At 65.9% G+C, this 19,636-nt stretch carries 28 protein-coding genes; 9 read left to right on the top strand and 19 right to left on the bottom strand.

Annotated elements, in window-relative coordinates:
* Positions 1 to 10: 10 nt before the first annotated feature.
* From SJY12_RS00220 to SJY12_RS00190, 7 genes are read right to left on the bottom strand one after another with little or no spacing between them, the layout of a single operon-like run.
* Positions 11 to 664: a flagellar basal body L-ring protein FlgH gene (locus SJY12_RS00220; protein WP_230833334.1), complete on the bottom strand. Its 654-nt coding sequence runs from the start codon at positions 662 to 664 to the stop codon at positions 11 to 13.
* 11 nt (positions 665 to 675) lie between these two features.
* Positions 676 to 1,464: a flagellar basal-body rod protein FlgG gene (flgG, locus tag SJY12_RS00215; protein WP_050599116.1), complete on the bottom strand. Its 789-nt coding sequence runs from the start codon at positions 1,462 to 1,464 to the stop codon at positions 676 to 678.
* 19 nt (positions 1,465 to 1,483) lie between these two features.
* A complete protein-coding gene (locus tag SJY12_RS00210) occupies positions 1,484 to 2,224 on the bottom strand; it encodes a flagellar basal body rod protein FlgF (protein ID WP_050599115.1) in 741 nt (246 codons plus the stop codon).
* Positions 2,225 to 2,229: 5 nt separating this feature from the next.
* Entirely contained in the window at positions 2,230 to 3,042 is an 813-nt protein-coding gene (locus SJY12_RS00205) for a flagellar hook-basal body protein (RefSeq protein ID WP_050599114.1), read from the bottom strand.
* Positions 3,043 to 3,057: 15 nt separating this feature from the next.
* A complete protein-coding gene (locus SJY12_RS00200) occupies positions 3,058 to 3,351 on the bottom strand; it encodes a flagellar hook assembly protein FlgD (RefSeq protein WP_233996503.1) in 294 nt (97 codons plus the stop codon).
* A complete protein-coding gene (gene flgC / locus SJY12_RS00195; protein WP_050599112.1) occupies positions 3,348 to 3,758 on the bottom strand; it encodes a flagellar basal body rod protein FlgC in 411 nt (136 codons plus the stop codon). Before flgC ends, SJY12_RS00200 begins: the two co-directional genes overlap by 4 nt.
* Positions 3,755 to 4,102, bottom strand: a complete 348-nt coding sequence (locus SJY12_RS00190) for a flagellar basal body protein (RefSeq protein ID WP_050599111.1) — start codon at positions 4,100 to 4,102, stop codon at positions 3,755 to 3,757. The genes flgC and SJY12_RS00190 overlap by 4 nt, the downstream gene beginning before the upstream one ends.
* 182 nt (positions 4,103 to 4,284) lie before the next feature.
* On the opposite strand from SJY12_RS00190, the gene SJY12_RS00185 reads away from it, so the two are divergent.
* The 9 genes from SJY12_RS00185 (at position 4,285) to SJY12_RS00145 (ending at position 10,920) form a co-directional block, all read left to right on the top strand.
* A complete protein-coding gene (locus SJY12_RS00185) occupies positions 4,285 to 4,941 on the top strand; it encodes a MotA/TolQ/ExbB proton channel family protein (RefSeq protein WP_063505372.1) in 657 nt (218 codons plus the stop codon).
* Positions 4,938 to 5,357, top strand: a complete 420-nt coding sequence (locus SJY12_RS00180) for a hypothetical protein (protein ID WP_082847742.1) — start codon at positions 4,938 to 4,940, stop codon at positions 5,355 to 5,357. The genes SJY12_RS00185 and SJY12_RS00180 overlap by 4 nt, the downstream gene beginning before the upstream one ends.
* A 59-nt stretch (positions 5,358 to 5,416) precedes the next feature.
* Positions 5,417 to 5,929 carry a flagella basal body P-ring formation protein FlgA gene (locus tag SJY12_RS00175; RefSeq protein WP_269420709.1) on the top strand — a complete coding sequence of 171 codons (513 nt, stop codon included), beginning with the start codon at positions 5,417 to 5,419 and terminating at the stop codon, positions 5,927 to 5,929.
* A 79-nt stretch (positions 5,930 to 6,008) separates the two neighbouring features.
* On the top strand, positions 6,009 to 6,296 hold the full coding sequence (locus SJY12_RS00170) for a flagellar biosynthesis anti-sigma factor FlgM (protein ID WP_397505618.1): 288 nt from the start codon (positions 6,009 to 6,011) through the stop codon (positions 6,294 to 6,296).
* The gene (locus SJY12_RS00165) at positions 6,293 to 6,628 is read left to right on the top strand and encodes a hypothetical protein (protein WP_082835635.1); all 336 of its coding nucleotides are present in this window, start codon (positions 6,293 to 6,295) and stop codon (positions 6,626 to 6,628) included. Before SJY12_RS00170 ends, SJY12_RS00165 begins: the two co-directional genes overlap by 4 nt.
* A 74-nt stretch (positions 6,629 to 6,702) precedes the next feature.
* Entirely contained in the window at positions 6,703 to 7,557 is an 855-nt protein-coding gene (locus tag SJY12_RS00160) for a transglycosylase SLT domain-containing protein (RefSeq protein ID WP_341859249.1), read from the top strand.
* Positions 7,554 to 9,656 carry a flagellar biosynthesis protein FlhA gene (locus SJY12_RS00155; protein ID WP_397505617.1) on the top strand — a complete coding sequence of 701 codons (2,103 nt, stop codon included), beginning with the start codon at positions 7,554 to 7,556 and terminating at the stop codon, positions 9,654 to 9,656. The genes SJY12_RS00160 and SJY12_RS00155 overlap by 4 nt, the downstream gene beginning before the upstream one ends.
* Positions 9,653 to 10,378, top strand: a complete 726-nt coding sequence (locus SJY12_RS00150) for a sigma-70 family RNA polymerase sigma factor (RefSeq protein ID WP_397505616.1) — start codon at positions 9,653 to 9,655, stop codon at positions 10,376 to 10,378. Before SJY12_RS00155 ends, SJY12_RS00150 begins: the two co-directional genes overlap by 4 nt.
* A 140-nt stretch (positions 10,379 to 10,518) precedes the next feature.
* Positions 10,519 to 10,920, top strand: a complete 402-nt coding sequence (locus tag SJY12_RS00145) for a hypothetical protein (protein ID WP_397505615.1) — start codon at positions 10,519 to 10,521, stop codon at positions 10,918 to 10,920.
* Between the two features lie 60 nt (positions 10,921 to 10,980).
* Here the strand turns inward: SJY12_RS00145 and SJY12_RS00140 are convergent, their stop codons facing one another.
* From SJY12_RS00140 to SJY12_RS00085, 12 genes are read right to left on the bottom strand one after another with little or no spacing between them, the layout of a single operon-like run.
* On the bottom strand, positions 10,981 to 11,373 hold the full coding sequence (locus tag SJY12_RS00140) for a flagellar protein FliS (RefSeq protein ID WP_063511831.1): 393 nt from the start codon (positions 11,371 to 11,373) through the stop codon (positions 10,981 to 10,983).
* A gap of 1 nt (position 11,374) precedes the next feature.
* On the bottom strand, positions 11,375 to 12,793 hold the full coding sequence (fliD, locus tag SJY12_RS00135; protein ID WP_397505614.1) for a flagellar filament capping protein FliD: 1,419 nt from the start codon (positions 12,791 to 12,793) through the stop codon (positions 11,375 to 11,377).
* Entirely contained in the window at positions 12,790 to 13,950 is a 1,161-nt protein-coding gene (locus tag SJY12_RS00130; protein ID WP_050599101.1) for a flagellar biosynthesis protein FlhB, read from the bottom strand. The genes fliD and SJY12_RS00130 overlap by 4 nt, the downstream gene beginning before the upstream one ends.
* Positions 13,947 to 14,732: a flagellar biosynthetic protein FliR gene (fliR, locus tag SJY12_RS00125; RefSeq protein WP_397505613.1), complete on the bottom strand. Its 786-nt coding sequence runs from the start codon at positions 14,730 to 14,732 to the stop codon at positions 13,947 to 13,949. Before fliR ends, SJY12_RS00130 begins: the two co-directional genes overlap by 4 nt.
* 11 nt (positions 14,733 to 14,743) lie before the next feature.
* Positions 14,744 to 15,016: a flagellar biosynthetic protein FliQ gene (locus SJY12_RS00120; protein WP_050599099.1), complete on the bottom strand. Its 273-nt coding sequence runs from the start codon at positions 15,014 to 15,016 to the stop codon at positions 14,744 to 14,746.
* Between the two features lie 5 nt (positions 15,017 to 15,021).
* A complete protein-coding gene (fliP, locus tag SJY12_RS00115) occupies positions 15,022 to 15,801 on the bottom strand; it encodes a flagellar type III secretion system pore protein FliP (protein ID WP_083437223.1) in 780 nt (259 codons plus the stop codon).
* The gene (locus SJY12_RS00110; protein WP_050599098.1) at positions 15,798 to 16,079 is read right to left on the bottom strand and encodes a flagellar biosynthetic protein FliO; all 282 of its coding nucleotides are present in this window, start codon (positions 16,077 to 16,079) and stop codon (positions 15,798 to 15,800) included. The genes fliP and SJY12_RS00110 overlap by 4 nt, the downstream gene beginning before the upstream one ends.
* Positions 16,079 to 16,402: a flagellar motor switch protein FliN gene (gene fliN / locus SJY12_RS00105; RefSeq protein ID WP_397505612.1), complete on the bottom strand. Its 324-nt coding sequence runs from the start codon at positions 16,400 to 16,402 to the stop codon at positions 16,079 to 16,081. The genes SJY12_RS00110 and fliN overlap by 1 nt, the downstream gene beginning before the upstream one ends.
* 6 nt (positions 16,403 to 16,408) lie before the next feature.
* Entirely contained in the window at positions 16,409 to 17,302 is an 894-nt protein-coding gene (locus tag SJY12_RS00100; RefSeq protein WP_050599097.1) for a FliM/FliN family flagellar motor C-terminal domain-containing protein, read from the bottom strand.
* Positions 17,302 to 17,883 (bottom strand): flagellar basal body-associated FliL family protein, encoded by a 582-nt coding sequence (fliL, locus tag SJY12_RS00095; protein ID WP_348032379.1) that lies wholly within the window; start codon positions 17,881 to 17,883, stop codon positions 17,302 to 17,304. Before fliL ends, SJY12_RS00100 begins: the two co-directional genes overlap by 1 nt.
* 29 nt (positions 17,884 to 17,912) lie before the next feature.
* On the bottom strand, positions 17,913 to 19,202 hold the full coding sequence (locus SJY12_RS00090; RefSeq protein WP_397505611.1) for a hypothetical protein: 1,290 nt from the start codon (positions 19,200 to 19,202) through the stop codon (positions 17,913 to 17,915).
* Positions 19,203 to 19,262: 60 nt separating this feature from the next.
* Complete coding sequence (locus SJY12_RS00085) at positions 19,263 to 19,628, bottom strand: hypothetical protein (RefSeq protein ID WP_156488869.1); 366 nt, start codon at positions 19,626 to 19,628, stop codon at positions 19,263 to 19,265.
* Positions 19,629 to 19,636: the final 8 nt, after the last annotated feature.

Here is a 19,636-nt window from a genome sequence, read left to right as displayed (position 1 = left end):
ATCGATATCCTCAGAAGGGCGATACGGCGCCGAAGAAGCGCGACAGCCAGCCTTCGCGGCTGGCCCGCTGGACCGAACCCGCGCCCGAATAGGAAATGCGTGCATCAGCGACGCGGATCGACGGGATCCGGTTGTCCTGATCAATATCCGCCAGCCGGATGATGCCCGAAAGCTGGACCCATTCTTCTCCTTGGCTGAGCTGCATCACCTTTTCCCCCCGCACCAGTGCGGTGCCGTTCGGTCGGACTTCGACAATCGTTACCGTCAGATCGGCACGGATCGAGCTGGCCTGCGACGCGTCGCCCGATCCCTTGAACGACGATCCGCCCGACGCATTAAGATCGGAACTGTCGATCCCGATGAATTCGGGCAACGACAGACCCACGCTGCCATCGCGCTTGGTCGAGCCGCTGGTCGACTTCGACGTCTGCGTGCGTTCGATCAGAGCGATGGTGACGATATCGCCGACCCGCGCCGCACGGTTGCCGTAATAGAGCGGGGCATAGCCCTGGCTGGCCTGGTAGATGGCGCCATCGCGGTGCCGGGCGGGCGCCGCCTGCGGCGGCGGCGGCAGCGCGGCGGCGAACCCGGCGGGACGCGCAGAACCGCCCCCGCAGGCGGCAAGCGCGAACGACAGGGGCAGCAGGCAGATGGCGGTCTTCATTGCGGGATTCCTCACAGCGTCTGGTTGGCGTTGCGCAGCATTTCGTCGACGGCCGAAACCATCTTTGAGCTGATTTCGTAGGCGCGCTGCGCTTCGATCATTTCGACCAGTTCCTCGACGATGTTGACGTTCGAGGATTCGAGCATGCCCTGGCGGATGTTGCCGCGGCCGTTTTCGCCCGCCGGGGCGACTTCGGCGGCGCCGCTGGCGGCCGTCTCGACTAGGAAGTTGTCGCCGATCGCCTGTAGTCCGGCGGGGTTGGTGAAACGCGCGACCTGGATCTGGCCCAGCTCGGCCGGCTGCGCTTCGCCGGGAACGGTTGCCGAGACCGTGCCGTCGGGCGCGACCGCGATGGCCGTCGCGCCCTCGGGAATGGTGATCGCCGGCTGGACCGCATAGCCCTGCTGCGTGACCAGCTGGCCTTCCGCAGAGGTCGTGAAGTTGCCCGCCCTGGTATAGCCGACACGGCCGCCCGGCAGTTCGACTTCGAAGTAGCCATCGCCGTCAAGCGCGAGATCGAACGCATTGCCGGTGGTGCTGAGCGCCCCCTGCGTCATGATCTGGCTGGTCGACTGGACCGACACGCCGGTCCCGAGGTTGAGGCCGGTGGCATATGCGGTTTCGCCCGAGGAGCGCTGACCGGCGACGCGTGCGTCCTGATAGGCGAGCGTGGCGAAATTGGCACGATCGCGCTTGAAGCCGGTGGTGCCGACGTTGGCGAGGTTGTTGGCGATGACGCGCATCCGCGCATCCTGGGCCTCGAGCCCGGTACGGGCGACCTGAAGGGCTGAAGTGGGCATGGGTTAATCCTTTCCCTGACTAGCCGAGGCGCATGAGCTGCGCGCCGCTTTCGTCTATTTCGCGTGCGGTCGAGATGACCTTGCTGCGCATGGCGAAAAGCCGCTGCGCATCGATCATGTCGACCAGCACTTCGGTGGTCTTGACGTTGGACTGTTCGAGCGAGCCCACCTTGACGGTGGCCGCCTCGTCGGTGGGCAGGATGCCCCCGCCTTCGACGCGGAACAGTCCGTCGAGGCCCTTGCTGATCGGCGATCCTTCCCACGCGGCCAGCTTGATCCGGCCGATCTCGGCCGGGGGCTGGTCGGGTGCGGCCGGATCGGCGATCGTGATCGAACCGTCGGGGGCGATCCCCGGGATGCCGACCGGCGGCACGGTGATCGGGCCATTGTCGCCCAGCACCGGCCGGCCTTCGCCGTTGACCAGCAAACCGGTGGCCGAAACCGACAGGTCGCCGCGGCGGGTGTAGGCTTCGGTGCCGTCGACCGCCTGCACGGCGATCAGCGCGTCGGTTTCCACCGCGACGTCGAGGTCGCGGCCGGTCGCGATGGTTTCGCCCGCAGCCATATCCGCGCCGCGCACGCTGGCCCGCTGCATCGCGCGCGCCTCGTTCGGCTGGCCTTCGATGGTGACTGCGCGCTGGTCGAGCATTTCGGCCCGGAACCCGAGCGTATTGGCATTCGCCATGTTGCTGGCGATGACACGCTGGCTGTCCATCGACGCCCGCATGCCCGACAGCGCGGTATGGATGAGGCGGTCCATCTCGATCAGGTCCGCAGGTTGATGACGGTCTGCGAGATCTGGGTCGCGGTGTCGATTGCCTTGGCGTTGGCCTGGAAGTTCCGCTGCGCGGTGATCAGGCCGACCAGCTCCTCGGCAATATCGACATTGGAGCGTTCAAGCGCACCCGAAAGCAGCGACCCGTAAGCCCCCGTGCCCGGCGAACCGTAGGTGGCTGCGCCCGAAAGGCCGGTGCCTTCCCAGTTTGCCGAACCGACCTTCTTGAGACCGGTGGGCGAAATGAAGCTGGCAAGCGCCACTGCCCCGACCGGTTCGACCGTGCCGTCGGCATAGGATGCCTGGACAATCCCAGTGGCCGTGACGGTCACGCCGGCGAATTCCGAACCGTTGGCATTGACCGGCGGCACCTGCGCATCGCCGATGGCATTGCCGGTCACCTGGCCGTTGGCATCGACTGCGAAAACCTGCAGGCGATTGCCTGCGCTATCCGCGATATTGCCGCTTTCGGTCATCGAGAACGAGCCCGAACGCGTATAGAGCGTCGACCCGTCGGAAGCCGACCGCGTGGTGAAAAAGCCATCGCCGGTAATCGCCAGGTCGAGCGCCGAACCGGTCTGTTCGACCGGGCCGAGCGAGAAGTTCTGCGTGATCGATTCCACCGACGAGCCGATGCCCTGGATCATCCGCGGATTGGTCAGTGCCGAACCGGCGACGATTTCGGAGAATTCGGTCCGGCTGCGCTTGAAGCCGTAGGTTTCCGAGTTCGAGATATTGTGCGCGATCACCCCGAGCGAGGTCTGCGCATTCTTCATGCCGTTGAGCGAAGTATAGAAGGACATGGACTGTCTCCCTGATCAGATATTGGATGCGGAAGCGGAGGCGGTGGTATCGATCAGCTGGTCGAGCTTGTCCGCGATCTGCTCGAGCATGGAATTGGTTTCGCTGACGCCTGCGAGCGAGGAAAACTGCGCCATCTGCGCCAGCATTTCCTTGTTGTCGACGGGGTCGAAAGGGTCCTGCTGCTGCATCTGGACGGTCAGCAGGCGCAGGAAATCGCCCTGCCCCAGCGCGTCCATTCCGCGGCCGGAGGTTGCGGTGGACGCAGTCGTCGCAGACATGGCTGCCTGGTTGGTCATCGGTGTGATCATTTCATTCTCATCGTTTCGAGCATCAGTTGCTTGGCGGTGGACATGGCCTCGATCATGTTGCGGTACTGGCGCGAGGCCTCGAGCATCTCGACCATTTCGGCGTTCTCATCGACCGGAGCCTCCCACACGTCGCCGTTCTCGTCGGCGAGCGGGTGGCCGGGGTCGTGCCGGCGGATGGCGGCGACATCTTCGCGCACCACCCCGCCGACACGGACCGAAGACAGGCCTGAGGCCTTGTCGAGCTCCTGCTCGAATACGGTACGCATCGGGCGATAGGCTTCTTCCTCGCTGCCGGCGATCGAGCCCGCATTGGCAAGGTTGGAGGCGGCCGTGTTCATCCGCACGAGCTGCGCGGACATGGCGCGGTGGCCTACTTCGAAAAAGGATGTCGGCCCGCTCATCGTCATTCGCCCCGGATCGCGCGGGTCACGGTTTCGACCCGTCCGCGCAGGAAGTTGAGCGTGGCCGTGTAAGCGACCGCGTTTTCGGCGAAGGCAGCCTGTTCGGTCGACATCTCGACCGTGTTGCCATCGAGGCTGGCCATCGTCGGGATGCGATACTGGATCGCCCCATCGCTTGCCCGGCCGGCGTCAGCGCCGCCCAGCCGTGCCTGCAGTGCAGCGGCGAAATCGACGTCGCGCGCCTTGTATCCGGGGGTTGCCGCATTGGCGATATTCGAACCGAGCACGCCCATGCGCTGCGACCGGATCTCCAGTGCCGCCCCGTGAATGCCGAACAAACCTTCGCTCATCTGAGCCTCCGCAAAAATTACGGAAACCATTCAGCAAGGGGCGTGCCAAACTGCGATTGCCGCCCCTGCAACGGCGAAACCGGCAGAAGGTGGCAAGCCTTTGCCGGAATGCGGCAAAGTTCGTCCGCCGGATAAAACTGGCGCTTGCCGCGCCGTTCTGGGCTGCAAGGAGTAGCTACCCCATGCTGGAAACCTGGTTCGAACCCGCGGCGATCGCCATTGTCTTCGCCGGTACGCTTGCGGCAACGCTGCTGCGCTGCGGCGTAGCCGATTGCCGTATTGCGCTCGCCGCGCTGAGTGGTCTGTTCGACAAGCCGTTCGACCCGGCGCAGGCCAAGGCCGAACTTTCGGTGCAGGTGCGCGAGATCGCCGACGACGGCTTCCTGCGGGCCGAACCGCGCCGGTTCGGCGACAGCGAGTTCGACAGCCTGTCCGACCTGATCATCAACCAGCGGTCGATCCAGTCGCTCCATGGCGAACACGCGAAGTTCGCTGATGCGCGCCTCGCGCATGCCCAAACCGCGATGCGCGTGTTCGACAACGCCGCCGAACTGGCCCCCGTGCTGGGCCTTGCCGGGACGCTGGTCGCACTCGCTCAGGCGCCGGGCGCGTCGGCGCAGGATGCCGGACTGGTGGGCGCTATCGCAATGGCGGTGATCACGACGCTCTATGGCCTGGTCGCGGCGAACTTCGTCTTCGCCCCGATCGGCAGTGCGATCGGCCGCAAGTCCCGCAAGGAAGAGCGCGACCGCGAGGCCGTGCTGGAATGGCTCGAGGAAGGCATCCGCAGCACCGGCGCTGCCACTTCCGCCGCGCAACCGGCATCGCACGCCGCATGATCCTGCGTGCGCCCTCGAGCTGGCAGACGATCACTGCCGATCTGGCGCTGATCCTGTTCCTGATCACCGCGCATGCCGCAGGCGAACGCGCTGCGCCGCCGCCCGAAGCGCGCCAGACGGGTCCCGCCGAAACCGGCGAAGCCGCGCTCGCGGTGCACCGCCCCGCCCCCGGCGAAAGTGTCACCGAATGGCTGCGCGCGGCGGCAACCGACGAACGGCAGATGGCCACGATCGAAATCGGCTACCCTGCGGGCAGCCGGGACGCAGCGCTTGCCGAGGGCAGCCGCCTGTTGGACGAAGCCGAACGGGCAGGTGTCACGGCGCGGCTGCTGCTAGCGCCCGATACGGCCGCCGGGGTCATCATTTCGGTCGATTACCTCCGCCGCCCCGAAGATGGCACGAACCTTGCTGAATAAGTTCCTGTAATGCTCCCGCTGCGGGAGCAGGTTCTGCAATGCCGGAGTCAGGAACGACCATGCGCCAACTTATTCTCGGATCACTCGTAGCCGCAGGCCTTGCGGCTTCCGCGGCGGCGGCCTCGCCGATGGACCTGTCGATGCTCGACCGCGCGGTGGCGGAATTCACCGGGGCTGAGGTCGGGCAGCCCGGCGGCGCAAAACTGCCCGTCGATCGCCGCCTGCGTCTGCAGGCCTGCCAGTCGCCGCTCGACCTGCAATGGTTCGGACGCGATCAGCGGTCGGTGCAGGTCGCCTGCCCCGCAGCGGGATGGCGGATCTATGTGGCAGTCGACACCGGTGGCTCCAGCGCCCGGAACGCCGCGCCGCAATATGGGCAAACGCTAGTCAAGCGCGGTGAGAACGTCAGCATTCTGGTGCGCGGTCGGGGCTTCACGCTCAACCGGCAGGGCTCTGCCGTGGAAGACGGCGCACAGGGCGAATGGATCAAGGTGCGCGCCAGCGGCGAACGCACCGAAACGCTGCGCGCGATGGTCCTCAGCCCGGGCCAGGTCGGCATCGATTTGCCGTAACCGGCAAAAATATTGCCGGGGTGTTAAACCCGCGCATCCTTCGCCGTTCTCCTGAACGACCAGCTAATGGAGCGAAACGATGCGTATTGTCGGATTGCCGGAATTCGGAGGATCGGTGCGACGGCCCAGTGCCGCGCTCGCGCCTGCTGAAAAGATTGCGCCGTCCACCAAGGTCGGCAACCAGGCCCGCGAAGCCGAAGCGCCGGTAGCCTCCTCGGCACTGGCTGCCGGACGCGACGTTCCCGTCGACCACGATCGCGTGGCGGAAATCCGCAAGGCGCTCGAAACCGGCACCTATCCGCTCATTCCCACAGAAATTGCCGATGCCCTCATCGCTTCGGGCCTCTATGGAAAGGTCGGGAAATGACCCGCAAACAGGAAACGCTGTCGACCCTGCAACAGATGCTCGCTCTTTTGCAGGGTGAGCGGCAGGCGCTTGCCGCTCTGGATCTCGATCGCATCGTCAACTGTACCGACGGCAAGCTCGATCTGTGCGCGAAACTGGAAAGCGTCGATCAGGCCAGCATGGATGAGGAATGCCTCGGCGTCCTCGATGCCGTACGCCGCCTGAACGAGATAAACCGCCGCCTGCGCAACCTGATTGCCAGCAATGTACAGAACCGGCTGGGCGCGCTCAGCGGCGGCAACACGTCCTATACCGCGCTGCCGCGGCAGGGTGCGAGCATGGCGCTGGCCTGATCGGCCCACGAACACGACGCAGGTTTTGGCACGGACCTTGCTGATCTTCCGGGACAGTTAATTCCGGAGATCGCGTGCCTACCATCAATCCAGTCCAGTCGGCCAACGTGCAGAGCGCCATTGCGCGCGCTGCCACGCGGACGGGTGTCGACTTCGATTATCTGCTCGCGCAGGCCAAGCTGGAATCGGGTCTCGATCCCAGCGCCAAGGCCGGCACCTCGAGCGCGACCGGGCTCTACCAGTTCATCGACTCCACCTGGCTGCGCACGCTCGACCGGCACGGCGCCAAGCACGGGATGGAATGGGCCGACGCCGCGATCGGCAAGAACGGCCGCGTTGCCGACCACGCGACGCGCGACCACCTGCTGTCGCTGCGCTACGATGCCGACACCTCCTCGCTGATGGCCGCCGAGCTGACGCGCGAGAACGCTGCCGGCCTGCAGACAGTGCTGGGACGCGAGGCCGAACCGGCCGAGCTTTATCTGGCGCATTTCCTCGGCCTCGGCGGTGCACAGAAATTCCTCGGCGCGCTGGCCAGCAATCCCGACCAGTCGGCGGCGGCCATGATGCCGCAGGCCGCGCGAGCCAATCGCTCGATCTTCTATGACGGCGGGGCGCCGCGCTCGGTCGGTGACGTCATGTCGCTGATGCGCGACAAGGTGGCGCGCGCCTATGGCGACACGCCGCTGCCGGGCACCGGGCCGCGGATCGAACAGCAATTCGCCGGACTGGCCGCGCAGCAGCCCGCCCAGCGCAGCATGCGCAGTTCGGGCGGGCTTGCGCCCCCCGCCCTGCCAAGCAATCCCGCAGCCCGGCCCTCGATGGCCGATACGCTGCGCGCCACCTTCGGCGATACCGGCACGGGCAATGGCCGCGCGCAAACGCAGATCGCCGCCGCCTATGACAAGTTCAGGGCGTTCGGGCTGTGAGCGCGCGGACCTTCTTCAACCCGGGGCTCGCGCTTCCCTTCGGGATCCTCACCATCATCCTGCTGATGGTGGTGCCGATTCCGGCAATGCTGCTCGATGTCTTCTTCGTACTCAATATCGCGCTGTCGGTGTCGGTGCTGATGGCCGCCATGAACGCGCAGAAACCGCTCGATTTCTCGTCCTTCCCGTCGGTCCTGCTGTTCGCCACGCTGCTGCGCCTGGCACTCAACGTCGCCTCGACGCGCATCGTCCTGCTCAACGGGCACGAAGGCGGTGCGGCGGCGGGCAAGGTGATCGAAGCCTTCGGCGCATTCCTGATCGGCGGCAATTTCGCGGTCGGCATCTTCGTCTTCCTGATCCTGATGATCATCAATCTGATGGTCGTCACCAAGGGTGCGGGCCGCGTCTCCGAAGTCTCCGCCAGGTTCACGCTGGACGCCTTGCCCGGCAAGCAGATGGCGATCGATTCCGATCTCGCCGCAGGCCTGCTGACCGCCGAGGAAGCCAAGGCGCGGCGGCGCGAGATCGCCACCGAAGCCGACTTCTACGGTTCGATGGACGGTGCCAGCAAATTCGTGAAGGGCGATGCGGTTGCCGCGCTGCTGATCCTGCTGATCAATGTGATCGCCGGGCTCGTGCTGGGCATGTCGACGCATGACCTGTCGGCGGGCGATGCCGCCAGCTTCTACATCACGCTGGCAGTCGGCGATGCGCTGGTCGCCTCGGTGCCCGCGCTGCTGCTGTCGATCGCCGCCGCAGTGATCGTCACGCGGGTATCCGACGCACGCAATCTGACCGACCAGATCGGCGGGCAGTTGTCCGATCCGAAGATCTGGCTGCCGGTCGCGTGCATCCTCTTCGTTATCGGCTGCATTCCGGCAATGCCGCAGTCGATCATCCTGCCGCTGTCGGCCGGGGCGTTCTGGCTGTGGCACAGCCTGCGCAAGCGCGAGGACGCGGCGCAGAACGTGCCCGAGCCCGTCGTCACCCCCGATCCTTCGCATATCGCGATCGACGAGGTGTCCGACCAGACGCTGGTCACGGTCCAGCTCGGCTACGGCCTCATCCACCTGACCGACGAGAAGCACGGAGCCACGCTGGTCGCGCGTCTCACCGGACTGCGCAAGCAGATGTGCCAGACCTTCGGCTTCATCGTCCCGCAGTTCCGCATAGAGGACAGCTTCGAAGTCGATCCCGACAGCTATCGCATCACGCTAGGGGGCGCGGCGATCGGCGGGGGCAAGATCAAGCCCAACCACTTGCTCGCCATCGATACCGGCGAAGCCATGAATTCACAGCCGATCCCCGGCGAAGCGACGGTCGACCCCAGCTTCGGCTGTCCGGCGCTGTGGATCGATCCCGGCACGCGCGACCTCGCGGTTGCCGAAGGCTATCTCGCGGTCGATCCCGAAAGCGTTATCGCCACCCACATCCACCAATTGCTGGCGACCCGGGCGGACGACCTGCTCGGCCCCGACCAGGTCCGCGACCTGATCGACCACTTGCGCGGACGCCATGGCCAGCTGATCGAAACGATCACACCGCAGCCGCTGACGTTGGCAGCCGTGACCCGCGTGCTCAAGGCGCTTCTCGCCGACGGCATTTCGCTGCGCCATTCGCTGCGCGTTTTCTCCAGCCTGTCGCTGGCCGCGCAGCAGACCGCCGAACACGATCGCCTGATCGACATCGTCCGCGCGGATCTGGGCGCGATGATCGTGAGCGAAACTTGCCCGCCCGATGCGAAGTTGCCGGTCATCACGCTGGCTGCACAGCTCGAGGAAATGGTGGTCGGCGGGCTGCAGGATCCCGCCTCGGGCGAAATCGTCATCGAACCAGACCTCGCCCGCTCGATCGGCGAACGCATCGCGGCCATCGTCGCCCAGCGTGATCCGGCTGCGGTCCGCCCTGCACTGATCGTCCAGCCCCGCGCGCGCCGCGCACTGACCGCACTGCTGCGCCAGCGCGCGCCGCAATGCCTGGTGCTGTCGATCAACGAACTGCCCGCTTCGCAACCGATCGAGGTGATCGCGGTCGTGGGCGACGAAACACCCGAACAGACAGAACAACTCGGCCATCAAACGGAGGCCTTGGCTGCATGAGATACGACCATACCCATTTCAACGCGCAGCGCGCCTATGGCGGCGCAATCAACGAGCGCATCGGCAATTTCCTGCCCATGGTCCGCAAGCTGGCGTGGTATTACGAAGGCAGCGGCGGCGCGGCAGTCGATGTCGACGACCTCATCCAGGCCGGCATGATCGCGCTGACCGAATGCGCGCAGCGCCACGACCGGCCGGGCGAAGACGGCTTTGCCGCTTATGCGAAAATGCGCGTGCGCGGAGCGATGATCGACCTGCTGCGCGCACAGTCGCCGCATGCACGCGGTGCGGCTGGCCGGCTGCGCCGCATCGATGCGGCCGTCGATCGCCTGCGCAGCACGCTGGGACGCGACCCCTCCGCCAAGGAAATCGCGGCGGAATTGCAGACTTCGATAGGGGAGTATCACGAAATGCGCACGCAACTGGCGACGCGGGTGGTGGATCTGGAGGATTGCTATTCGGATTCTGATCCGACCTTCCAGTCGGCCGAACCCGACGCCGAGGCGCAATTGCTGGAAACGGGCGATCGCGCCGCTCTGGCCGAAGCGATCGGCAATCTACCCGAACGGCTGCAACTGGTCATCAAGCTGCACTTCATCGAGGAACTGAACCTGACCGAGATCGCGGCGGTGCTCGACGTCAGCGTCCCGCGCGTCCATCAGCTGAAGTCTTCGGCCCTGGCAAAGCTCAAGCTGGCGATCGTCGAAAGCGAGAACGCTTAAGCACTTGGTAAGTACCCCATGACAGTCCGGTAGAATTATCGGGTGAAATTGGCCGCCGGGCGGATGGCATCCGCCAGTATAGCAGTGTATTCACGCTGCAACGTTGCCGGAAACGGCGCGTTCATACGGGGTGCGTGCCAATGCCTCTCTGGAACACCAGACTGCTGGACTTGGTCGACACATGTTCGGTCGACGGTTTCGCAACGGCATCCGATGCCATCCTGGCGATGGCCGACCTTCTCGACACCGCGCCCATCCAGCTTGCTCCGTTCATTACGCCGCGCGCCAGCCGCGACCGCTTGGCCCGGCTGCTCGAAGCCGACGCTGCAGTCTGCGCCGCGCTGGAACTGGTCGGTCCGCTGAGCGGCGTGCTGCTGTCCCGCGCGGCGGGCGGCTCCGCATCGGGCATGGTCAAGATCGTCGATGAGATCGAGGAAGGCAACCTCTTCGCCGCGGACCCCGCCATCGCTCTGGTCGGCGCATATGCCGCCGCGCTGGTCAAGGTAAGCGCCCATGTCGGGGAGCAAGACGAACCCGGTTGAATTGTCCTGCAATCCGCCTGCAACTGTCCCGCTCGACGCGCGGCCGGATGGAAGGGCCGGTCAGCCCCCGCGCGCAGCGCGCTGCGCGGCACGGAACGCCAGGGCGATTTCGCGCAGGTCGTCGCGCAGTTCCCTGATCTTGTCGAGGTCGACCACGCGGATCGAATCCAGCAGCAGCGCCTTCGCCGCGCCATAGAATTGCGCGAGGCTGGCAGCCATTTCGGCTTCGCGGTCGATCCCCAGTTCCAGCGCGGTCAAGGCGGTAACGCAGCGTGTCAGCGCGCGGCTGCGGACCGCCCGGTCGTTGCGGGTCTCGGCGATTTCCAGCACGCCCAGGTTCTCGATCAGATCGTCGAAACAGATCAGGATCAGGTCTTCGCGCCCGCTGGTGACCAGCCGGGCATCGAAATTGCTTTCGCGGTAGGCTTCACCGGGTCGCGCGCGTGCCAGCATGTCAGTCGCCCTGCGAGTTCCAGATATCGATCTGGGACTGGAGGAAGGACAGGGTGGATTGCGATGCCGCTACCCGCGCGTCGGCGCTGGCAAAGCGGGCCACCATGCTGGACCGCAGGGCTTCCTGCTTTTCGGCCAGCTTTTCCATGTCGCGGTTGAGCTGGTCGGTCTGCTTTTCATAGCGCGCGATCGAGCCCGCCAGCGATCCCGGATCGCTTGCCATGCTGTTCGAGCGCGCCATCCGGTCGATGGTGGCGTAAATGCCGTTGATCCCGGTGGTGAACATCGCTGCCACACCCGCCGGATCACGCTCGAGCGCATCGGTGAGCGTGTCATTGTCGAAGCGGAAGCTGCCATCGCGTTCGATGGCGAGGCCCAGTTCCGCCAGAGTGCGCGGGGCGCCGTCGGGCGCGTTGGGCATGACGACAAGCGAACCGAGCGCGGACAGCTCGCTGCGCAGCGCGCGGGCGCCGGCATCGCGCGACAGCGGGCCCGTAAGCGGATCGATCGCGCTGCGCAGCTCCGATACGATCTCGTTGAGTGCGCCGGTGATGTCCTGCATCACGCTCGACAGCGCACTGTCGGGACTGTTGAAGCGGATCGTGGTCGGCGCACCGGCATTGGTGCCGGTAAGCGTCAGCGACAGCCCCGGCGCAACGCCGGGAATAGTGTTCGACGCGCTGGTCCGGGCAAGCCCGTCGAGGAGGAATTCGGCATCGGCGGAAGTGGACACGAGCCGGGCCGGTTCCCCGCCCGGCTGCCACGCCAGGGCCGACAGTCCCGGATCTGCCCCGTCTTCGGCGGCTTCGATTACGAACCCGTTCTGTGCGCCGTCGGCACCCTTCACCACCAGCTGCGCGCCGGCGGATGTCTGTGCGACATAGGCATTGAGGCCCGCGTTCTTGCCGTTGATCGCGGATGCCACATCCTTCAGCGTTGCACCGGCAGCGATATCGATCGACAGCGGCGTACGGCCGGTGTCTTCGGCAAATGCGGCATTGGTGACGGACCCGAAACGGATCGTCAGCGATCCTGCCCCGACCGTGTCGGTGGCACTGGCGTAAACCGGGCCGGTCAGCACCTGGTTGCTGGCCAGCTTGGTCACTTCGAGCGAGTAGCTACCCTTGCCGATCGAGCCCACCGGCGAGGAGACGGCGGCCACCGAAGTGTTGCCGATATTGGGCAGCGGGGCGAGATCGCCCGTCCGCATGCGCTCGCCCAGCGCCGAGGCGAAGGTCGAGAAACTGCTGCGGATCGATCCGGCAAGCGAGATACGCTGTTCCAGCGTTTCCGACTTCGTCGCGAGCCGTTCGTTGCGCCCGGCAAACTGCGCTTCGGCAAGCTGCTCGGCAAGACCGGTCATGTCTACGCCGCTGCCGATACCAAGCGTGGTGGCGATCGAGGAAGTTGCAATACTCATCGCTCTGAGAACGACGCTTCACTGGCGAGATTAACAGCGATCCGCCCTTCGGTATCGAACCGCAGCGCCGCGGGCACTTCGACCGCGGGCAGCGGCGGCGTTTCGCCCCGCTTGAGCGAGAAGACATAGGCCAGAACCGAAGCGACCGCACCGTAGAGATCTTCGCAAATCACCTGCCGCTCGCGCGTGGTGTAATAGACCGAACGGGCGAGCTGCGGCAGCTCGAGCATCGGCAGGTCCATCTCGCGGGCGAGTTCCTTCATCGCCATGGCCTTGTCGCCGCGGCCCTTCGCCAGGACGATCGGGGCGGAGGCCTTGGCCGGGTCATAGGTCATCGCAACCGCGAAATGGGTCGGGTTCGTGACGACGAACTGCGCCTCGCGCATCGCACCGGAGACCGAGCCGGTGGCGATATCGCGCTGGCGCTGCCGCCGCGCGGCACGCATTTCGGGCGAACCTTCGGCTTCCTTGTTCTCGTCGCGCATTTCCTGGTGGCTCATCTTGAGCCGCTTCTGCTGCCGCAGCCACTGGATCGGGAGGTCGACAAAGGCGATCACGATCAATCCCCCGCCGAGCGCGAAGATCAGCGAGACGATCGAGTGCCAGGCCGCCGACAGCTGGGCCGAGAGATTGCCCCGTCCCAGCCCGATCACGGTTTCCATGCTGGTCCACCACCATGCCCCGGCAATGCTCCCGAGCAATGCGACCTTGAGCAGCCCCTTGCCCATCTCGACCAGCCCCTGCGGGCCGAACATCCGCTTGAGACCCGAGAGCGGATTGATGCGCTGGCCCTTGGCCTTGAGGTTGTCGAGCACCCAGCGTCCGCGGCCGAACGCGAGCTGGGTGAGCAGCGTCACCAGGATCACCGGTACGGCGAGCGTCAGGATGGCAGGGACGCCGAGCAGCAGCCCTTTCATCAACAGGCCGGAAATCGTGAAATCGCGGATGTCGCGCGCATCGAACAGGAAGGCGTCGCGCGCCAGGCCGGCCAGCCCTTCGAGCAGCCACGGTCCGGCCAGCGCCAGCCACGCACCGCCGAGCAACATCACCGCCGCCGTGCCTGCATCCTTCGAGCGCAGCACATCGCCCTTCTTCGCGGCATCGGCCAACCGCTTTTCGGTTGGTGCGAAGGTCTTCTCGCCGGCGGTCTCACTCATGGCAGGATCACGTTTTCGGTTTGCGCCAACGCGTCACCGACGAGGCCGGTAAACTGGTCGTAGATCAGCGGTGCGGAAATGATCAGCGCCGCCATGCCCGCGAGCACGCCCGCCGGCAGGCCCAGCGCGAACAGGTTGAGCGAGGGCGCCGAACGGCTGAGCACGCCGGTAAGCACCTGGACCAGCAGCAGGATCACGGTCACCGGCAGCGCGATCCGCAGCGCGGTTTCGAACATGAAGCTGGCAAACCCGGCGATCGCGGCGAAACGGTCTGCGCCGAGCCAGGTCTGACCGGGCGGGAACGCGTTGTAGCTCTCGGTCACCAGCGCGATCCAGTGCAGATGCGCGCCGGTCGCCAGGAAGATCAGCGTGAGGACGATCACGAAATACTGGCCGAAGGAGGTCGTCGTGCCGCCGCCCATGGCATCCTGCGATACTGCCATGCTCATGCCCATCCCGCCGCTGATCAGTTCGGCGGCCACGGTCGGCGCGGCGAAAGCCAGCTGGAGCACGAAGCCGAGCGCGAGCCCGATGATCACCTCGCCCGCCACGGCCAGCAGTCCTTCGAGCGAGAGCAGCGCCGGCGGCGTGGCGATTTCGGGCATCCATACGGACACGAAAATGGCCAGCGCGCCGGTGATCGACACGCGCACCGACATCGGTACGGAAGTCGCACCGAAGAAAGGGGCGGCCAGCAGCGCGGCACCGAGCCGGGTCATCAGGAAGACCCCCCGCCACATGTCCTGCTCCAGCGCCCCGAGGCCGAGATCGAGCCCGTTCACCGCGCGTGGCCTCAGTCGCCGATCCGCGCGATTTCGGTAAAGACGTCCTGGGTGAAATCGCCCACCAGCGCCATCATCGACGCGCCCAGGATAACCAGCACGAAGGCCACCGCGCCCAGCTTGGGGACGAAGGTGAGCGTCTGTTCGTTGACCGAAGTGGCGGCCTGGATCAGACCGATGACCAAGCCGATGGCGAGGCTCGCCAGCAGGATCGGGGCTGCGACCAGGGCGGCGATCCACAACATGCGGTCGGCCATGGAAAGGAGTACGGCGCTTTCGTCCATGAGATCTATCCGAAGCTTGAGGCGAGCGAACCCATCAGCAGCGCCCAGCCGTCGACGAGGACGAACAGCAGCAGCTTGAAGGGCAGCGAAACGATCATCGGGCTCATCATCATCATGCCGAGGCTCATCAGCACGCTGGAGACGACGAGGTCGATGACAAGGAAGGGCAGGAACAGCATGAAGCCGATCTGGAAGGCGGTCTTGAGTTCGCTGGTCACAAAGGCCGGCAACAGGATCGAGAACGGCACGTCCTGCGGGCTGGCGAACTGCCCCGCCCCGGCGATGTCGGCGAACATCTCGAGGTCGTATTCGCGGGTCTGGCGGATCATGAAGCCATGGAACTGGTCCCCGGCGCGCTCGATCGCGACTTCCGCACCGATCTCGCCGGCGGAGTAAGGCGCAATAGCCGCCTCGTTAACGCGCTCCAGCGTCGGTGCCATGATGAACAGCGACAGGAACAGGCTGATCCCGATCAGGACCTGGTTGGGCGGCGATTGCTGCAGGCCGAGCGCCTGACGCAGGATCGCCAGCACCACGATGATGCGCGTGAAACTCGTCATCATCAGCAGCAGCGCGGGCAGGATGGTCAGCAGGCCCATCACCAGCAGCAGCTGGAGCGACAGGCTCAGCGGCTCACCACCGGCGCCCGCCATCTGGCCGAAGGCGCGGTCGAGCGCGCCCGAGACCGCGGTATCGCCGGTCTGCGCGCTGGCCAGCGCGGGATAGAGCAGCGCCGTGGCGGTGGCGGCCAGCCTGGCAGCCAGCTTGGACAGGCGGAGGATCACTGGACGATGTCCCCGGCCTGCTCGCGAGCGGGCGCTTCGGCCAACCGGGTCAGCCCGTTGCGCGAGGTCGAGACGAGGATTTCGCGGCCATGGAACTCGATTACCGCCAGCCGCAGCGTGGGCGAAAGCATGGTGGTTTCGACGATGCGCACCGCCTTGCTGCCGCCCGTGGGGGCGCCGAACTGACCCTGCATCTTCTTGGCCAGCTTCAGGCTGCCCCAGATCATGAAGCCGATCAGCGGCAACAGGATCAGCAGCTTGAGGATGTACCAGAACATCAGGCGGTCTCGGCCGTGGGAGCCGGAGTGACAGTGATCGGCTGCGCGCGGCGTTCGACTGCCGGCTCGCTCGACCCTGCGCCCATGATTTCCAGCACCCGGATCGCGAACCGGTTGCCCTGGGCGATCACCTCGCCGCGCGCGATCAGCTTGCCGTTGACGAACATGTCGAGCGGCTCGTCGGTCAGGCGGTCGAGTTCGACAACGCTCAATTCGCCGAGCGCGAGCACGTCGCGCAGGCGCATCGACTTGCGGCCGAGTTCCACGGTGAGCTGGACATCGATATCCTGGATAAGGCCGAAGCCGTCTGCATGCGTAGCCATTGGGTGTTACTCCGAGAGAGAAGTCTGGTTGAGTTCGAGCGCCACACGGTCGTCGAGTTCGCCGACGCAGCCATGGGCAATGGTGAGGTCGCCGATCAGCAGCGGTACATTGCGGTTCACCGCCACGGGGATGACCGCGCCGGGTGCGAGGCTGGCCAGCCGCGCAATGGACATCGGGACATCGACCAGCACCGCACGCAGCGGCAGAGCCACATCGGCGATCGCCGAACCGTTGATGCCGCGCGCGCCGATCGGCCGGCCCTTGGCGGGCGATACGGTGCGCGTACCGACGATCCCGGCGATGGTCTGCTCGCATGCGGCGAGCCGGATCGACCATTTGCGCGCGGTCTTGGTGCTGCTGACTGCCAGCGTCGTCGTCCACACCCGCTCGCCGCCGCCGAAGGGTGCCACCTGTTCGATCACGTCGCCATTGGCGCTGGCGGCGATACCGCGCTGGTCGCTCGCCCGGCGCAGCACTTCGGCCATGCGGTCCTCGAACTGCTGGGCGAAATAGCGCGCCGAAGCGGGCAACGCGGTGCAGCCCTCGTCGACATCGCCGGTTCCGCCGAGGATCCGTTCGAATTCGCCGACGAGTTCGCCGATCCGGACCGATGCCAAGATGCCTCGGCTTTCCTGTCCGAGCGCGAAGAAGCTGTGCCGATGCGCGGTGCCGACCTGTGCGTACCAGTCGGCCACCGGCATCAATTCGGTTTCGGCAACGTCGACCACGATCGCGCGATCGTCACACAATTGGGCCACTTGCCCAGCTGCCTCGAGTGCCGCCGCGCGAGCGAAGCGGGCGAATTCGATGTCGAGATCGGGCGGCGTGGCCGCGCGGCTCAGCAGCTCGGCGCAATGCTGCGCGGCCGGGGCCTGTGCTACGGGGGTCGGCTCGTTCATCATTGGACGATGAACGACCGGAAGTAGACGTTGTCGACGCCGCCGAAGCCTTCGCGTTCCTCGAGCGCTTCGTTGATCGCCTTGGTGAGCCGTTGTTGCAGCTTTTCCTTGCCCGCCACGCTGGCGAGATCGGCTTCATCCGTCGCCGCCAGTTCGGTCAGGATCCGCGAGCGCAGCGCGGTTTCATGCTCGTCGAGCCACATCAGCACGCGGCCGTCATAATGCGTCGATGCAGCCAGGCTGACCTGCACCAGCGCACCGCTGTTGCCGAGGTTCGAAGTGAACTCCTCGCTGAAATCGTAATAGGCGGTGCGGTACTTGCCGCCGCCCGCGCCGTGAACGACGGCGGCCTTGTCCTTCAGGTCGCCTTCGCTCGCCGCCGGAAACGGGTCCTCGTCACCCTTGAGCACCAGCTTGGGGTTCGGATCTTCCTTCTCACCGTCGGGGCCCAGCATGCCACTGGCGAACGCGGCATAGGTGCCGCCACCGCCCGCGGCGAGCAGCACGAGAGAGAACAGCGCCATCTTGAGCAGCCCTCCCTTCTTCTTGACGGGTTCCTGGGGAGCGTTTTCGGTCGACATGGTGGTTTCCTGCTAAAATCTGGATCGGATCAGGCGTAGAGCGCGTCATCGGAAGACGGCGGCTGGGCCTGCGGGTTGGAATGGCCGGCGCTGCCGCCATCACGGCGTCCACGCTGGTCGGATTGCTGCGAACGCTGCTGCTCGGCGTCGGCCTGGCCCGTGCCCGAGCCCGCAGCGTTGCCGCCTGCCCCGCGCTCACCATTGGCCGCGGGCTGGTTGCCTGCCTGTGCCGCCTGCGTGAACGCTTCGGGCTGGCGCGCGGAGGGCCGCTCGTTGGCCATTGCCGCGGCCAGAGCCCGCTGGGTTTCCCCGTCCTGCGCGGCGATCTCGACATTCATGCCGCCAGCCGATTGGTCGAAGGTCACGGTCAGCTGCCCGAATTCGCGGTGCGCCACGGCAATGGCTGCCGATTTCGTCAGGTCGACCTGGCGGGCGGCCATCGAATGTTCGACCACGCGTTCGACATTGGCGAACTGGTCGCCCGCGATCGGACGCGGCGCGGCGGCCACAGGCCGAACCGATGCCGCGCTCTCGTCGGAAAGCGCCGCAATGCCTTGCGCAGTGGGTTTCGCGGTATCGGTCTGGGCCATTGCCCGAAGCTTGCCCTTGTCGGCAAGTGCATTGTCTTCAGCCGGCTTGCCGCCCTCTTCCGAGGAAGGTTTGTCGCCGCCATCCGAACGCATGGCCCCCGGTGCGCCCAGTGCAGCGCGATCGCCCACTTGCGCCGCGGCCGTTTCCACCTTCGCAGTCACCGTTGTCGCGGCTTCTGCCGATGCAGCGGCCTCTGCTGCAGCGCCCGGCAGCGTAATTGCCGCCATGCCGTTCTGCACTGCCGAACCAGCCGCAGCAAGGCGGCCGTCCTGCGGGGCCTGCGCAGCGGAAATGCGCACTTCAAGCCCGCCGCCTTGCGCCGGGTTTGCCGCCACGTTCGTACCGGCCGGCGTATGCAGCGCCGACGGCGTGCCTGGCGCGGTGCCGGGTGCAGCGCGAGAACCGGTCTCGGGGACGACACCGGTCTCCAGCGTAACGGCCAGTTGCGGCACTCCGAGCGGAGTGCCGGAAGCATCGTCCGGCAACACCGGCAAGCTTGCGGCATCGACCGGCAATTCCTTGCCGCCCGGCAAATCCTGCGCCTGCCGGTCCGGCAATGCGCCGTCGCCCTCAGCATTCGCCGGGATGAAGGATGCCAGCTGGTCGAGCATTTCGGAAAACCCGTCCCGCGCTTGCGAACCCTCGGTTTTGCGCGCGTTTCGGCCTTCCAGCGCGCCGCCGGCGGCGGGGCTTTCGGGAGATTTCGGCAGGGCAAAAGAAAGGTTCATGACGGGTCCGCTTCTTGTTCACGGACCTACTATCAAGAAGCATGCCAAATAAGCTTTGCGTTAACCGTTCTCGATCCCGGCAATCACGAGCTTGGCGAGATCGCGCGTGCCTTCGGCAGCCTTGCGCAGGCGCATGTCGGACTGGGCGAAATCCTCGCGCTTGGTTTGCGAAAGCAGCTCGGCTTCCTCGGCCTGCCGCTCGCTCAACTCGCTCAGCTTCTGCAGCTGGTCGCTCATCGCCTTGCCGCTGCGCAGGTCCGCAGCAACCATGTCGCCGGACCGCTGGGCGTAATGCTCGGCCAGGCTACGCGTTCTTTCTGCGACGCCCGAAAGGCGCGCACGCGTGGCTTCGGCATCGCTCGCGGCAACCGCCGACTGCATGCGCTCGACCGTCCGCACCCGCTGGATCAACTGGGCACGTTTCAATTTCCGGC

The sequence above is a fragment of the Qipengyuania sp. R86523 genome (assembly GCF_044596365.1).
GTDB lineage: Bacteria > Pseudomonadota > Alphaproteobacteria > Sphingomonadales > Sphingomonadaceae > Qipengyuania > Qipengyuania citrea.
This window is presented reverse-complemented; position numbering and strand designations above follow the sequence as displayed.